Source organism: Stenotrophomonas sp. FR024 (assembly GCF_047500745.2).
Lineage (GTDB): Bacteria > Pseudomonadota > Gammaproteobacteria > Xanthomonadales > Xanthomonadaceae > Stenotrophomonas > Stenotrophomonas maltophilia_A.
Map to the genome: position 1 here is coordinate 80,382 of NZ_JAXAXM020000008.1, position 15,943 is coordinate 96,324.

Annotated in this window: 11 protein-coding genes; 8 read left to right on the plus strand and 3 right to left on the minus strand. The window is 63.2% G+C overall.

Features of this window, described 5'->3' with window-relative positions; translation table 11 throughout:
- Positions 1-119: 119 nt before the first annotated feature.
- Both ACMZ91_RS10950 and ACMZ91_RS10955 read right to left on the minus strand, forming a co-directional pair.
- Complete coding sequence (locus ACMZ91_RS10950; protein ID WP_049400701.1) at positions 120-914, minus strand: hypothetical protein; 795 nt, start codon at positions 912-914, stop codon at positions 120-122.
- A gap of 205 nt (positions 915-1,119) precedes the next feature.
- Positions 1,120-2,376 carry a 6-phosphofructokinase gene (locus ACMZ91_RS10955; RefSeq protein ID WP_414576950.1) on the minus strand — a complete coding sequence of 419 codons (1,257 nt, stop codon included), beginning with the start codon at positions 2,374-2,376 and terminating at the stop codon, positions 1,120-1,122.
- 136 nt (positions 2,377-2,512) lie between these two features.
- Here ACMZ91_RS10955 and ACMZ91_RS10960 point away from each other — a divergent pair, with 136 nt between their 5' ends.
- The 3 genes from ACMZ91_RS10960 (at position 2,513) to ACMZ91_RS10970 (ending at position 5,344) form a co-directional block, all read left to right on the plus strand.
- Positions 2,513-3,076, plus strand: coding sequence for an adenylate kinase (locus ACMZ91_RS10960; protein ID WP_032128385.1), 564 nt, complete (start codon positions 2,513-2,515; stop codon positions 3,074-3,076).
- 328 nt (positions 3,077-3,404) lie between these two features.
- Complete coding sequence (gene mpl, locus ACMZ91_RS10965) at positions 3,405-4,769, plus strand: UDP-N-acetylmuramate:L-alanyl-gamma-D-glutamyl-meso-diaminopimelate ligase (protein ID WP_180838357.1); 1,365 nt, start codon at positions 3,405-3,407, stop codon at positions 4,767-4,769.
- Positions 4,766-5,344, plus strand: a complete 579-nt coding sequence (locus tag ACMZ91_RS10970) for an LON peptidase substrate-binding domain-containing protein (protein ID WP_032128383.1) — start codon at positions 4,766-4,768, stop codon at positions 5,342-5,344. Before mpl ends, ACMZ91_RS10970 begins: the two co-directional genes overlap by 4 nt.
- A 379-nt stretch (positions 5,345-5,723) precedes the next feature.
- On the opposite strand, the gene ACMZ91_RS10975 is transcribed toward ACMZ91_RS10970, so the two are convergent.
- Complete coding sequence (locus ACMZ91_RS10975) at positions 5,724-7,718, minus strand: bifunctional DedA family/phosphatase PAP2 family protein (RefSeq protein WP_134951654.1); 1,995 nt, start codon at positions 7,716-7,718, stop codon at positions 5,724-5,726.
- A gap of 85 nt (positions 7,719-7,803) precedes the next feature.
- Here ACMZ91_RS10975 and ACMZ91_RS10980 point away from each other — a divergent pair, with 85 nt between their 5' ends.
- From ACMZ91_RS10980 to ACMZ91_RS11000, 5 genes are all read left to right on the plus strand, one after another.
- Positions 7,804-8,466: a serine/threonine-protein kinase gene (locus ACMZ91_RS10980; protein WP_071228174.1), complete on the plus strand. Its 663-nt coding sequence runs from the start codon at positions 7,804-7,806 to the stop codon at positions 8,464-8,466.
- Between the two features lie 14 nt (positions 8,467-8,480).
- Entirely contained in the window at positions 8,481-8,969 is a 489-nt protein-coding gene (locus ACMZ91_RS10985) for a DUF2867 domain-containing protein (RefSeq protein WP_414576947.1), read from the plus strand.
- 183 nt (positions 8,970-9,152) lie between these two features.
- Positions 9,153-14,411, plus strand: coding sequence for an RHS repeat protein (locus tag ACMZ91_RS10990; RefSeq protein WP_414576945.1), 5,259 nt, complete (start codon positions 9,153-9,155; stop codon positions 14,409-14,411).
- A gap of 14 nt (positions 14,412-14,425) precedes the next feature.
- Entirely contained in the window at positions 14,426-15,430 is a 1,005-nt protein-coding gene (locus ACMZ91_RS10995; RefSeq protein ID WP_414576943.1) for an RHS repeat domain-containing protein, read from the plus strand.
- Positions 15,427-15,933: a hypothetical protein gene (locus ACMZ91_RS11000; protein WP_336685645.1), complete on the plus strand. Its 507-nt coding sequence runs from the start codon at positions 15,427-15,429 to the stop codon at positions 15,931-15,933. The genes ACMZ91_RS10995 and ACMZ91_RS11000 overlap by 4 nt, the downstream gene beginning before the upstream one ends.
- The last annotated feature ends 10 nt before the right edge of the window (positions 15,934-15,943 follow it).

The window sequence follows — 15,943 nt, forward strand, 5'->3', positions numbered from 1 at the left end:
ATGACCTCCGGGCGGGGCATCCATCATCCTGCGATGCACGTGCGCCAGGTGTGAACCGCTGTGGAAACGAAAAGGCCCGGGCGCCTGCGCACCCGGGCCTTTTCCCATGCTGGCAACGATCAGTTGCCGCGGCAGTCCTTCAACCACAACACACGACCAATCTGGTCGTAGCTGTCGACCACGCCGGTCAGCGTCACCTTCTCGCGCGGGCGCAGGGCCAGCGCATACGCGGCCTGGTTGGCTGCAAACGAGCAGGAAATGGCCACGCGCTCAAAGTCGATGCTGCCATCGCTGGGCAGGTCAAAGCTGGTGTTGTAGGTGCCGCCACTGCGCAGCACGGAGGTGATGCGACCGGTGATGGCGTAGGTCTTGCCCTTGTAGCGCGGCTCGACCGCGGCCGGGTTGTCCTTGTTCTGGTTGCGCAGCTGGAAGCCGAAGCGGTCGGCGGCAATCGTTACCACCGACGCCTGCGGAGTGGCCTTGGCTGCCTGTTCGCCAGCCTTGCCCGGCTTGATCTGGTTGAGCAGCTTGCACATTTCTTCGCGCACGCCATCGGCCGAGGCAATGGCGCCCTTGTTGACCTTCACCACCATGCCGACGGTGCCCTGGCCGCCTTCGGAGGTGGCACTGATGATCATCGGAATCGGCTTGTGGGCCATGGATTCCGGCTCTTCGATCAGCATCGAGCCGCCTTCCACGTCCTCGCTGAGGACGTCCATGTTGGCGTTCTTGGCGATCACCCGCATCTGGCCGATGGCACTGGCCACGGTCAGGTCCGGATGGGTGACCGATGAGGTGAAGGTCGTGCCGACGAAGGGATTGCCCTTCTTCTGGAAGTTGCTTTCGCAGGTCGCAGCGAAGGCCGGCGCGGCGGCACCGCACAGCAGCGCGGCGATCAGGATCGGGTGCTTCATGGTTACAGTCCTTGTGAAATGGCAGCACAGGCCCGGGCCTTGAAGGCCGGGCAGCGTCGAATCTGGCTTGCGGCGGCCCCTTTGCCCCGGGCCGGAGCCCGATTGTGGGGTGCTTCGGCGGCCGCCGCAATGTGCCCTGCGCTCCGCACAGGGCTCAGCACAGAGGGGCGTATACGACTTAATCCCCTCCGTCCCCTTTTTCGGCTCAGCCCTCGAAGGCCGGCAGCTTCTGCTTCACGGCCACGTTCTTCAGCGTCACGTACTTCGGCAGGCCGTCGGTGCCGTACGGCAGCGGTGCTTCGCCCTTGATCAGCGGCGACAGGTAGGCCCGCGCCTTGGCGGTGATGCCGAAGCCGTCGCGGCGGATGAAGCCGGCGGGCATCTTCTTTTCATGATTGGCGATCTTCGACAGCGGCGCCGCTTCGATCTTCCAGCGATAGGGCGCATCGGTGCTGCGCACGATCACCGGCATCACGCCGTTCTGGCCCTTCAGTGCCAGCTGCACGGCGGCCTTGCCGACCGCCTGCGCCTGCTCCCAGTCGGTCTTGCTGGCCAGGTGGCGGGCCGAGCGCTGCAGGTAATCGGGCAGCGCCCAGTGCACCTTCAGGCCCAGCTGGTCCTTGACCCGGCCGGCCAGGTGCGCGGCCACGCCGCCCAGCTGCGAGTGACCGAACGAGTCCTTGCCGCCACCGGCGTCGGCGACGAAGCGGCCATCGGCGGCGGCGATGCCTTCCGACGCCACCACCACGCAGTAGCCGACGCGCTCGACCACCGCCTTGACCTTGGCCAGGAACGCCGCTTCGTCATAGGCGCGTTCGGGCAGCAGGATGATGTGCGGGGCCTCGTCATCGCCATTGCCGGCCAGGCCGGCGGCCGCAGCCAGCCAGCCGGCGTGGCGGCCCATGGCCTCGTAGATGAAGACTCGGGTGGAGGTCTCGGCCATTGCCGCCACGTCCAGCGCCGCCTCGCGCACCGACACGGCGGTGTATTTGGCCGCCGAGCCGAAGCCCGGACAGGTATCGGTCACCGCCAGATCGTTGTCGATGGTCTTGGGTACGCCGATGCAGGTCAGGTCGTAGCCGGAGGCCTTGGCCAGCTGCGAGACTTTCAGCGCGGTATCGGCCGAGTCATTGCCGCCGTTGTAGAGGAACCAGCGCACGTCGTGGGCCTGCAGCACCTGCAGCAGCCGGTCGTAGCGGGCGCGGTCGGCATCCAGCGATTTCAGCTTGACCCGGCACGAGCCGAAGGCGCCGCCCGGGGTATGGGCCAGCGCGCGGATCGCGGCGGCACTCTCTTTGCTGGTGTCGATCAGCTCCTCGCGCAGGGCGCCGAGGATGCCGTTGCGGGCGGCCAGAACCTTGATGCCCTTGGCCCGGGCCTGCTCGATCACCGCCGCCGCCGTGGCGTTGATGACCGCGGTGACACCGCCGGACTGGGCGTAGAGGAGAGTACCGTTGCGCATGCTTCTACCTGCTCGGGGGAGGGGACATTGCAGGGACATTACCCGGATGCGGTAAAGTGGCGCTATTGCGGTGCAGCGATACCGGTCCGTCCGGGACGCGAACCTTCTTTGTTTTCAACACGTTGGAGTCAGGTCAATGCGATTGGTTCTGTTGGGACCGCCCGGTTCGGGCAAGGGGACACAGGCGACGCGCCTGAAGGAAAAGCTGGGGATCGCCCACATTTCGACCGGTGACATGCTGCGCGCGGAAATCGCCGCGGGCACGGAGCTGGGCAAGCAGGCCAAGACGGTGATGGATGCCGGCAACCTGGTGTCGGACGACATCCTGCTGGGCATGCTGGAGTCGCGCCTGACCCAGGCCGATGTCGCCAAGGGCTTCATCCTCGATGGCTACCCGCGCAATGTGGCCCAGGCCAATGCGATGGACGGCCTGCTGGCCAAGATCGGCCAGCCGCTGGATGCCGTGGTGCAGCTGGACGTGGCCACCGAGCTGCTGGTCGAGCGCATCGCCGGTCGTGCCAAGGAACAGGGCCGCGCCGATGACACGCCGGAAGCGGTGCGCCAGCGCCTGCAGGTCTACAACGACCAGACCGCCCCGGTGGTCGACTTCTACGCCGGCCGTGGCACCCTGGCCCGCGTCGACGGCGTCGGTGAGCTGGACGAGATCGAAGCCCGCATCCTGGCGGCGATCAAGGGTTGATCCTGCAGGGCCGGTGCACTGCCGGTCCTTCGGGCGCAAAAAGCACAGGCCTGGTCCGCGAGGACCAGGCCTGTGTCGTTTGATAGGCGCCAGCAGAGGGCTTGCTCAGGGCCCCGCAGCATGAGCTCCCTTGGGGATGGCCTCTTGGGGAGTAGGACCGGTTCGGGTACTGCGGCTGGCAGTTCGAATTGTGTCCGGGTTCACAGAACATCGCTATCGGGATTTCCCTGACAGATGATTGGAGTTTTCTCACATCCTGTGTAGGACTTGTCTTACCCCGGATCGGACATTGGCCCTATACAGCCGTCATCGGTCACAATCCTCGGTCATGAGCAGCGTACATATCCTTGCAATTGCCGGCACCTTCATGGGCGGCGTGGCCGCCCTGGCGCGGGAACTGGGCCATACGGTCAGCGGCAGCGACCAGGCCATCTATCCGCCGATGTCGACCCAGCTCGAACAGCTGGGCATCACCCTGGACCAGGGTTACCGCGCCGACAGCGTGCCGGCCGGCACCAATGAGGTGGTGATCGGCAACGCGCTCTCGCGCGGCAACCCGGCCGTGGAGGCCGTGCTCGACGCCGGCCAGCGCTACATCTCCGGCGCCCAGTGGCTGTCCGAACAGGTGCTGCCGGGCCGCGACACCCTGGCCGTGGCCGGTACCCACGGCAAGACCACCACCACCACCATCCTCACCTGGCTGCTGGAAAGCGCCGGTCGTTCGCCCGGTTTCCTGATCGGCGGCGTCGCCGAGGATTTCGGCGTCTCCGCCCGCCTGGGCCAGGGCCGCGAGTTCGTGGTCGAGGCCGACGAGTACGACACCGCCTTCTTCGACAAGCGCAGCAAGTTCGTGCACTACCGGCCGCTGGTGGCCATCCTCAACAACCTTGAATACGACCACGCTGATATCTTCCCCGACGTGGCCGCGATCCAGCGCCAGTTCCACCATCTGGTGCGCACGGTGCCGGCGCGTGGCCGACTGATCGTCAACGGCGAGGATCAGCATCTGGCCGAAGTGCTGGCGATGGGCTGCTGGACGCCGGTCGAACGCTTCGGATTCGATCCGTCGCTGGAATGGCATGCCGAGCTGCTGGCCGCCGATGGCAGCGCCTTCCGCGTGCATCACCGCGGGCAGGCAATGGGCGACGTGCAGTGGTCGTTGCTGGGCCGCCACAACGTGCTCAACGGCTTGGCTGCGCTGGCCGCCGCGCATGCGGTGGGCGTGGCACCGGCCGACGTGATTCCTGCGTTGTCACGCTTCCGCAGCGTCAAGCGCCGCATGGAAGTGATCGGCCAGCATGACGGCATCACCATTTACGACGATTTCGCCCATCACCCGACCGCGATCGCCACCACATTGGAAGGCCTGCGTGCCAAGGTGGGTGATGCGCGCATCGTGGTCGCGATGGAGCCGCGCAGCAATTCGATGCGACTGGGCGCACACGCGCAGGCGCTGGCTCCGTCGCTGGCGCTGGCCGATGAAGTGGTGTTCCTGCATCGCCCGGAACTGGCCTGGGATGCCGCTGCGGTGATCGCCGCGGTGCGTGGCGAAGCGCACGCGGTGCCCGATACCGACGCGTTGCTGGCGCAATTGCAGGCCAGCGCGCGCAGTGGTGACCACGTGGTGTTCATGTCCAACGGTGGCTTCGACGGCGCGCCGCGTCGCTTCCTCGCCGCGCTGCAGGCCCGATGAGCGTCGACGGTTCGCTGCCGCTGTTTCCTCTGCACACCACGCTGGTGCCGGGTGCGGCGGTAGGCCTGCGCGTGTTCGAGCGCCGCTACCTGGATCTGGTCCGCGACAGCGGCCGCAGTGGTGAGGGGTTTGGTGTCTGTCTGATCCTCGATGGCGAGGAAGTCGGCGCACCAGCGACGCCGGCCGCCTATGGCGTGCAGGTACGCATCGAAGACTTCGATGTCGGCGCAGACGGCGTGCTGCAGTTGCGCCTGCGTGGCACCCGCCGCTTCCATGTCGAGCGCACCCGCGTACGCGACAACGGCCTGGTGGTGGCCGACGTGCGTTGGTGTGATGAAGACCCGGACGATGAGCTACGGCCGCAGCATGCGCTGCTGGCCACGGTGCTGGGGCACATCATCGAACAGGCCGGCGAGGCCTATGCGCCGGCCAACCCGGCGTTGCTGGACCAGGCCAGCTGGGTCGGCTGGCGGCTGGCCGAACTGCTGCCGCTGAGCGAGCAGCAGCGCCTGCAGCTGCTGCAGATGGATGACCCGCACCAGCGATTGCAGCAATTGCTGGGCTGGATGCCGTAACCGATAACCGCCAACCAAGGTTGGCCACTACCAGAGCGCAGCGGAACCGGGAAACGCCAACCAGGGTTGGCGACAGCCAGAGCGCGCCGGAACCGGGAAACGCCAACCAGGGTTGGCGACGGCCAGGGCGCAGCGGAACCGGGAAACGCCAACCAGGGTTGGCGACGGCCAGAGCGCGGCGGAACCGGGAAACGCCAACCAGGGTTGGCGACAGCCAGAGCGCGCCGGAACCGGGAAACGCCAACCAGGGTTGGCGACGGCCAGAGCGCGCCGGAACCGGTAGATGCCAACCTTGGTTGGCGGCCTTTTCCCGAAGAGCCAACCAAGGTTGGCATCTACCAGAGCGGGCGGTAGCGCCGGGCCGTGCCCGGCGGCGCCATCACGGCATGGTCTTCAACCGCAGCACCGGCAGCCCGGTTTCGCTGTGCACGTCTTCGCGCTGCGGCAGGTCCTGCACGGCGTCCTTCACCGCGTTCAACGCCGGGTCGACACCACGCAGCGGGTGCCACATGCCGATCCATTCGAAGTGGCGCTCGTAACGCAGAGTCTGTGCACTGCCCAGCCACAGCGGCGTGTTGCCCGGCTGCAGCTGCGCGGGTGCCGGCCACAGGCGCAGCACATAGCGCTCATCCGGCTTCGCACCCTGGCGCACCATCAGCAGTGCTTCCACGCGGGTATCCAGCGTGGCCGGCAACACCGGCAGCTCGTCGGCACCGGTGTTCTTGTCCAGCATCAGCAGCGCCTGCTGCCAGCCGGCCTGCTCTTGCCGCTTCCAGCCGCGGGCTTCCAGCTGCGCCTGCAGCGGCGCCAGCGGGCCCGCCACCTGCACGTCCAGCGGCCAGCGCTGGTCGTCGTCGAACTCGTTGCGGCGCGCCGGCAGCGTGGCCCAGTCGTGCTGCCACCAGGCTTGCGCATCCATCGCCTGCGGTGCCGGCAGGGTCGGCTCGAACCGCTCCAGCTTCACCGGAATGTGGCGCGGTGCGTACCACATCGCCGCCACGGCGAAGACGCCGTAGAACAGCCAGGCCACCGGCTTCACCCAGAACGAGCGGTTGAAGCGGCGGCGATAGGCGATGCCCAGCACCAGCAGCCAGAACGTGCCGAACAGCATGCCGCCGATCACATCGCTCAGCCAATGCGCGCCCAGGTACAGGCGCGAGAAGCCGATCAGGCTGACCACGATGCCCGACACCAGGTACGGCCAGACGCGGGTGCGACCGGGCATCTCGCGGGCGATCAGCACCGCGAAGAAACCGAAGGTGATGGTGGCCATGGTCACCGACACCGACGGGAAGCCAAAGCCGCTGCTGGCATCGACCGGGCGCACCACATCCACGGTGGCGCCGAGCAGCATGGTCAGGGCCAGGCCGAAGGCAAGCGCGGCCAGCCAGTGCGCGGCGGCCATCCAGCGCCGGCGCCAGATCAGATAGCCCATCGCCGCCGCGGTGGCCGGCAGCAGTACCTGCCAGGCGCCCAGCGATGCCAGCGCGGCCATCGGGTAGTCGGCCAGCGGATTGCGCAGCGCCAGCATGGCCTGGTGCACCAGCAGGTCGATCGCCAACGGTTCGCCATGGGCGACCACCACAGTCAGCAGCGCGAACCAGCCCCAGCCCAGTACCAGCAGCATCAACGCCAGCATTGCCAGCGGCACGGACTCACGCCGCTTCGGGTCCAGCACGCCAACGGTGTAGCGGCCCAGCGTCGGGTGACGGTTGGACCAGTCCAGCAGGCGCGCCAGCCAGTTGTCCATGCGCGCGGCCGACCAGCGATAGCCGTACAGAACGATGGCCCAGACCAGGCCGAGGATCACCGCCAGCAGGCCGACCACCACCACCAGTCGTCCGGCCACGGCGGCCACGGCGTCATACGCCTCGCCAAGAATCCAGCCCGGCGCCAGGAACAGCACGGCCCAGGAGATGCTGGCGATGCCGCTGGCCTGCACGTAGCGGCTGGCCGGCATCTTCATCATGCCGGCGATGGCCGGCACGAACGGGCGGATCGCGCCCACGTAGCGTGCGATCAGGATGCTCTTGAAGGCGTTGCGGCGGAACAGGTTCTCGCCGCGGTCGAGCAGCTGCGGGTAGCGGCTGAACGGCCAGATGCCGCGCAGGCGGTCGCCCCAGCGTCGGCCGATCCAGTAACTGATACCGTCGCCGGCAAATGCGCCCAGGGCTGCAGCCGCCACCGCGTACGGCCCGGAGATCTGGCCCAGGCCGATGAACACGCCCACCGCGAACAGCAGCGGCAGCGCCGGCACGATGGCGCCAAGAATGATCACCGCATCGCAGAAGGCGATGAGGAAGATAACGGCACCCGCCAGCACGGGGTGAGCGGCAATCCACGCGAGCGTGGCGTCGATCCATGAAGAGTCCATTGCCCGATTATAGGGGCGTGAAGGTGACTGGTTCCCAGCCGCTTCGTGACCGTTTGCAACCGGCGCCTTCGCCTAGAATGGCCCCATGCCGCATACGCCAGACGCTCCATCGCATGCTTTGAAGGCCGACAGCTTCGGCCAGATCCTTCTTGTGAAAGGGCCCGATGGCCCCTTCGTGCGCCGTGATCTGGGCGCCACGCCGCTGTGGCTGCGGCTGCCGGCCTGGTGGCTGGCCCGCCGCGAAGCACGCGCGTTGCAGCACATCCACGGCATGGCCGATGTGCCGCAGCTGCTGGCGTGGGATGGCCGTCACCTCGACCGCAGCTTCATGGCCGGCGATGCCATGTACCAGCGTCCACCACGCGGTGACCTGGCCTGGTTCCGCTCGGCGCGTCGGCTGCTGCAGCAGCTGCACCGCAATGGCGTGGCCCACAACGATCTGGCCAAGGAAGCCAACTGGCTGGTCACCGAAGACGGTCGTCCAGCGCTGATCGACTTCCAGCTGGCGGTGATAGGCAACCCGCGCTCGCGCTGGATGCGGCTGCTGGCCCGCGAGGACCTGCGCCACCTGCTCAAGCACAAGCGCATGTATTGCCGCGAGTCGCTCACCCCGGTGGAGAAGCGCGTGCTCAAGCGCACCTCGTGGGTGCGCGAACTGTGGTTCGCTACCGGCAAGCCGGTCTATCGCTTCGTGACCCGCCGCATCCTGCATTGGGAAGACAACGAAGGGCAGGGGCCGAAGCCGTGAGCAGTGCGTCCGTCGTGAGCAGGCCGCCAACTGCCTGCAGCGTGCTGCGTGCGCAGTTGCCCGGTGCCGACTTCGTGCACGCCTGCCAGGCGACGACCCGTCGCGATGGGCGCTCGGCCCTGCAGGCCTATCGCGATATGGCGGCGACCATTCCCGGCTGGTTCGATGGGCTGATGGCACTGCGCAATCGCGGCATGCGCCTGCTCGGCATGAAGCACCTGGGCTCGTTGCGTGCGGTGCAGGATGTTGAGGATCCTCAACCAGGCCAGCGGCTGGGCATCTTCACCCTGCAGTCGCTGGACGACGATGCCATCGTGCTGGAAGACGACGACCGCCACCTGCGTGTGCAGCTGGCGCTGCAGTGGCAGGGCGATGTGCTGGAAGTGGCGACCGTGGTGCATACGCACAACGCGTTCGGGCGTGTGTACATGCTGCCGGTCGCCCCGGTGCATCGGTTGATCGTGCCGCATCTGTTGAAAAAGCAGGTGCAGGCGTACCGGTAGATCCACGCCATGCGTGGATGCTGTTCGCAATTCAATGATTGCGCACAGACGCCAGATAATTGGCGCTGAAAACATCTTTCATCTGCTCGTGGTACTCACCTAGAATCGAGAGCGAGAGAGTCGCATGGAAGCGTCGTCGCGCCGCCCTGGCGCGGGTTCGCATGCGGACGCGAGGGGAATGCTGTGAGTCGATTTTCTACTTGGCAGTACCGCGCAGTTGCGGTACTGGTGCTGTGTGTGGGTGCGGGAACGGTCTCGGCGGTCCAGCCGTATCAGGAGTATCGCAAGCTCATCGAGTCCGCACAGAATCTGACCGCGCTGAAGGACGATCTCTTTGGTGAGAGTGTCAGCCTCTACAACGGCAAGACCGAATTTGCCGTGACCGATGTCAGCCTGCCCGGCAACAACGCACTGCCTGTGCAGATGCGGCGTCGCTTCAGCGTCGAGATGGATCTGGTGGGGGCTGGAAGCTTCAACGCCAACATCGAGGGAGTCGGCGGTTGGGAGGTGGACGTTCCCTACATTGTGGCGATGCTGCCGGGAGCCAACTCATGGGCCAATGATCGCTGCAGTGTAAATATGGTCCCGCGCGGTCCCATTACCTTCCGTCTCAACGAAGTCTGGCAAGGAAACGTCGTGCACGTGCCTGAGGGCGGCGATCGGACGATGCTGGGAATCTGGCAGAATCAGCCAGTGCCGAGTGATGGCATTGCCAGGAAATGGACCACGTCGCAACGGGACGCGATCGATTGCATACCGATGAAGTCAGGTCTGGCTGGTGAAGGATACCGGGTCAAGACCACTGCAGGGGTGAGCTATTTCTTCGATACTGCGTTCAGTCGTTACGGCGGGACGCTGGTGAAATCCGGCGGTCTGGGTGACCGCAGCCAGATCGCACGCATGCGGATGTATCTGATGGCAAGCCGCGTGGAGGATCGTTCCGGTAACTGGGTGCAGTACCAGTACAACGGCAATGGGCATCCTGTACGTATCTGGTCCAGCGATGGGCGCGAGATATCACTTTCCTATAATGGCTCGCTGTTGGCCTCTGTGACGGCAGCGTGGCGCACGTGGACTTATGCCTATGGGCAGGTTGAAGGGCAGAACCGCCTCAATCATGTCGCGCTGCCGGATGGAAGTGCATGGCGCTACTCGTATTCGAGTGCGTTGAAGGCGTTCGATGATATCGCATGGGATGGCAACAGCCGACCCGATTGCCTCGAACAGCCGCCGCCGCGCGATGGCCGGCTGATCATGACCATCCAGCATCCATCTGGTGCGACAGGGGAGTTCAGCTTCTCCAATGGGCGCCAGTACCGAAGCGGTCTGCACGCAAGCGAGTGTGTCCGGCGAATCTCCAACTCGCAGTACTACTACGAAGTCGCTATGCCCTACTTCTTCGATGTTGTCTCGCTTTATTCGAAGAAGATCTGGGGGCCAGGGCTGTCGAAAACCCTCCAGTGGCAATATGGCTATGGGGATGGATTCGAGGCGCTCTGGGGTGGGGCCGGAGGGCCGGCAATCTATCCGTGCACGAACTGCAAGCAGGAAAAGCAGGTTTCTGTAGTTAATCCTGACGGAACCCGCACGCTCTATCGCTATGGCTCGCAGTACGCCCTCAATGAGGGCCGCCTGCTGGGCAGTAGCGTAGTTGATGCGACCGGAAAAACGCTCAGAACATCGACGTCGGTTTACATGTCGAGCGATGAAGCCAAGAGTCAACCGTTTGTTCCGCTGTATGGAATCATCTACAGCGGTGACGAGCCCAGTACAGCCCAGGTGCGTCCAGTGGTGGCCGAAGCCATTCAGCAGGACGGCGTCAACTATCAGACCAGCATATTGTCCTTCGACGACCTGGCTCGCCCGTTGCGTGTCAACAGTTCCAGTCCTTTGGGAAACAGGACCGACGCGACCCAGTACGCGGACGACCGCAACAGGTGGATACTGGGGGCGACGGCGAAGATCACCAACGAAAACACTGGCGTGGTGGTTGAACAAACGGCGTTTGATGGTCTGATGCGGCCGGCCGAAGTGCGCTCCTATGGGGCTCTGAAGCAGATACTGACCTACAACGCGGACGGAACTATTGCCACGGTTGCCGATGGTCGCGGCAACCGCACCACGCTTTCCGGCTGGAAGCGCGGCACGCCACAGCAGATCCAGTTTGCCGACGGCGCTACGCAGTCGGCGGTGGTGGACGATAACGGCTGGGTCGCCAGCATCACCGATGAAAATGGTGCGGCTACCCAGTACAGCTACGATGCAATGGGGCGCGTCGCAGCCATTGATTGGCCAGCAGGTGATAGCGTTGCCTGGGCGCGTACGACGCAGCAGTTTGCTCCCATCAATGGTGATGAGTACGGTATTGCGGCAGGTCACTGGAGACAGGTCGTTGCGACCGGGAATTCCCGCCGCAGTGTCTTCTTCGATGCCTTCTGGCGACCGCTGCTGACGGAGGAATATGACGATTCCGCCCGTAGCACCACCCAGCGCTATCAGCGGTTCGCCTATGACGAAGCGGGAAGGCAGGTGTTCGCTTCGCACGTTGGTGGATCCGCGTCACTGAGCACGGGTACCTGGACGGGCTACGATGCGCTGGGGCGGCAAACCTCGGTTTCGGTCGACGGTGAGACAGGGATTTTGACCTCCCTGACCAGCTATCTGAACGGTGGTGGTTTGAAGGTGGTTGACCCGAAGGGCAACGCCACGGTGACCACATTCCAGGCCTTCGGTGCACCCTCGACAGAGGCGCCGGTATCGATCACCCACCCTGCGGGCACCTTTACCGAGATCGGGCGCGACATCTTCGGCAAGCCGCGCTCGATCGCGCGCCGCAGCCAGGACAGCAGCACCAAGATTGTCCGTAGCTACGTGTATGACGGTAATCAGCAGCTTTGCAAGAGCATAGAGCCGGAAACCGGTGCGACCGTCATGGGTTATGACGCAGCAGGCAATCTCGCGTGGAGTGCGGCAGGCCTGGATCTACCCAGTGCCACTGCTTGCGATTCCGGGGCGGCGAGCGTGGCGGCGCGTAAGGTCGTGCGTGGGTATGATGCTCGCAATCGGCTGTCGACGTTGGGTTTCCCTGACAAGAATGGCAACCAGAGCTGGATCTATACCAAGGACGGAAGGCCCGCGACCGTGACCACCGTCAACGATGGTGGGGCCACTCAGTCGATCAACACCTTTACGTATAACAAGCGTGGTCTGTTGACGGCGGAAACATCCAGTGACAGCACGCTTGGCATACAGGCGCTCGGGTATGCCTACGACACCAATGGTGCCTTGTCCGCACTTACCTATCCGAGCGGTCGCTTCGTTGACTATGCGCCCAACGCATTTGGCCAGCCCACCAAGGCGGGTAGCTTTGCATCCAGCGTCACCTACTATCCCAATGGCGGCATGAAGCAGTTCACCTATGGCAATGGCATCGTCCACACGATGGCTCAGAACCAGCGGCAGCTTCCCACCCGCGTCACCGACAGCAAGGGAGCCCTCGATAGCACATACGAGTACGACGCGAACGGCAATGTCGCTCGTATTGTCGACAATCTGGACGCCAAGCGGACCCGGACCATGGCATACGATGGCCTGGACCGATTGATCCAGGCTACGTCGCCGTCGTTCGGGGGCGACGGCGTCTATCGCTACACCTACGATGCTGTGGATAATCTGCGCTCGGCCAAGTTGGCTGGCGTCAAGGACCATGTCTACTGGTATGACGCCAAGAATCGATTGACCAATGTACAGAATAGTGGTGGTGCAACCACACTTGGCCTGAGCTACGACGTGCAAGGCAATCTGTCCAATCGTAGCGGCGTAGCCTACAGCTTCGACTTCGGCAATCGTCTGCGAACCGTGGCCAGTGCCGAGCGATATCGCTACGACGCTCACGGTCGACGCATTCTATCCACGGGGGCTGGCGAAAACTCGAACATCCGTTCGTTGTATGGCAACGATGGCGTGTTGCGTCGCCAGGAGAATGCCAGGGAAGGCCGCAACACCGAGTACATTCACCTCAACGGCAGCTTGATTGCTCAGGCTATCCAGATTGTGGCGCCGACTACACCGGTGCTGACCGCACCCGTCTTCAGCAGCAATGGTGCCTATGCATTGCAATGGACGGCGGTATCCTATGCTACGCGCTATGAGCTGCGTGAACAGAGCGGTTCGGGGGCTTGGGCTACTGCCTACACCGGTGCTGACCGCAGTTGGAATGTATCGGCGAAGGCAGAGGGGACCTTTGGCTACGCCGTTAGGGCCTGTCAGCAGAACAGTTGCAGTGGTTGGTCTGCTACGGCCAGCGTGGTGGTGCAGCGTGCTCCCACGGGAAAGGCCGTGGCCTCGGTGCCGGCAACCGCCTTCAACGGGAGCTATGTGGTGAGTTGGACGGAGGTGGCTGGCGCCGCCACCTATCGCTTGCAGGAGCGTGTCGGTTCGGGGGCTTGGCAGAGTGTGCAGGAAAGCGCTGTACGTAGCCGTGCAGTTTCAGGTAAGGCGGCCGGCAGTTATGGTTACCGCATCTATGGCTGCAATCCGGCTGGATGCGGTCCTGAATCAGCCATCGCTTCGACCACGGTGATCTATCCACCCGCTGCGGCTACATCAATCACTGTTCCGGCACAAAGCCTCAATGGCAGCTACACGATTTCATGGGGCAGCGTTGCAGGCGCAGCCCGCTATTCGCTTGAGGAGAACGTCAATGGCGGCGCATGGAAAGCCGTGGCTTCGGTCAGCAGTACAAGCCAGGGGTTCAGTGGCAAGGGGACCGGAAACTATGGATATCGGGTTCGCGCGGGCAACGATGCTGGCTGGGGCGTCTACTCGGCTTCTGCTGTCGTTTCTGTAATCCGACCGCCGGCCTCTCCCGTGATCAGCGCGCCAGCAGCGACGGCATCAGGTACTGCCGTGGTGAGTTGGAGTGCTGTTTCCATGGCAATCAACTACATGCTTGAAGAGCGTATCAACAGTGGCGCTTGGTCACTGGTCCAGAACGATGGATCGACACAGTCGAATCGCAGCGGTCTTGGCTATGGGGTTTACGGCTACAGGGTCAAGGCCTGCAATGTCTCGGGTTGCAGCGGGTACTCTGCGGTTGCCAGCATCAACTCCACACCGCCGCCAGCGACCCCGAAGATTACCCACTCGCTGCAGACCACGTGGCGACTCAAGCGTCTGCGACAACAGCGTTGTGAGGTTACATGGACCGCCAGCGCGGGCGCAGCCAGCTATCAGTTGCAAGTGCCTGGCGGTATGAAGCAGTACGACGGTCCCGCGACCGAAGTGTCGTCCAACGTCTCCTCATCGGCCTATTGCGCGCCTTCGCATGTCGTGCGGGCCTGCAACGCGAGTGGATGTTCTGCGTGGTCTGACCCGCCGTACGCACAGCCCATCTACGACCTGGGCGATCTGGATGAAGACGGCGGCGGGGTGCCGCGGTGATGAGGCGCAATGGAATGAAGATATTTGCTTCGTGTTTTATGTGGCTTGGCCTGATCCTGAGCGGACAAGTCGCTGCGCAGGAAATCATCCAGTACGTGCATACCGATGCGCTGGGCTCCCCGGTTGCCATTTCCGACGCGAGCGGCGCGATCATCGAGCGCACTGTGTACGAGCCCTATGGTGCGGTCGTAGGTGACGCGAAGGGAGACCTGCCGGGGTTCACAGGGCATGTGTCGGACTCGGCGACGGGGCTGACGTATATGCAGCAGCGGTACTATGATCCGTTGATCGGGATATTCCTATCGACAGATCCGGTCGACGTGGGCTTGAACAACGGGGCGCTGTTTAACCGATACATGTATTCGGCGTTGAATCCCTATACTTTCTTTGATCCAGATGGTCGCTGTACTGGGTCTAGAATCACGAATAGCGATGGTACATGTAAGAGTACAGGTGGGAATACGACGGCCACTGGGCCTACATCATCTGAATCGCCGATTCCGAGGGCGCCATCCTCAGGTTCATATCCGGGCTCAGTATCTGGAGGAGAATCAAATTCCAGCTGGCAGGAGATGAAATCGCGTCTTGGCTTGTCGGGAGATCTGACAAAGAATGGAAACATCTTTGATATCGGCGCCCTCTTTCATGATATCGCGATACCTGCAATGTACTCGCGAGGTGGTGGAGGGCTGGCTTCTGCTCCTGTTGCAATTCCAATGCTTGCTCGATTCAACTTTGCGGTACGAACAGGGCATGTATTTAGAAGCGCCACGGGACATGTAAACCCCGGCACACTTGCTTCACAGATGAGATTTGTTGGCCTTTTTCAGCGTGTTAGCGCAAACCCAGCGAACCTAAGGGTGGATGCCGTTGCCGCGCGGCTAATGACGCAAGATGCAGCCTCGGCTGGCGTCAGTACGTACACTCAGACGATGAGAGGAGGGGCGCAGGTTTGGGTTCATGTGCGGAACGGTGAGATAGTCAATGCAGGCGTTAATGTCGCCGGAAAGGTGAGATGATGATTGATTCTGATGAATTGGCTGATGTGGCTAAAACTATTGCTTGGTATAAGAGCAATTTCTTCGAAGGTTGTGAAGAGGACTTTGTTGCAGACTTTATGGTTTTTTGTTGGCAGGCGGTTGATCCCGGTCGCGTCGCTTTCCTGGATTTGGATGACGAAACTGTAGATGCATGCGCCAATATGCTCTCTGAGTTGAAGCTCTTTGTTGATGAGAAACGCGGGAAATGGGGGGTTTCTGCTTTCTGGAGGCGCTACATCGATTGGGCGGATTACGCCATAGATTTTCCGCTTGATGAGTGCAGGCGATTCATGCGAGAGACTGTTGGTTATCTTGAGCCCTCATTTTTCGTATTTACGGCCACCGGTGGTGCCGAGATGAGGTCCGAGGCAATGGCGATTTTTGCCGAGTACTCACAGTCCGGCAAGGCGCGGGCTACCTATGTTAGATCGGTAATTGAAAGCCGGTTGGCGACTGAATCATTCTATCGACGATCCCTTTGATTCTCTCCGT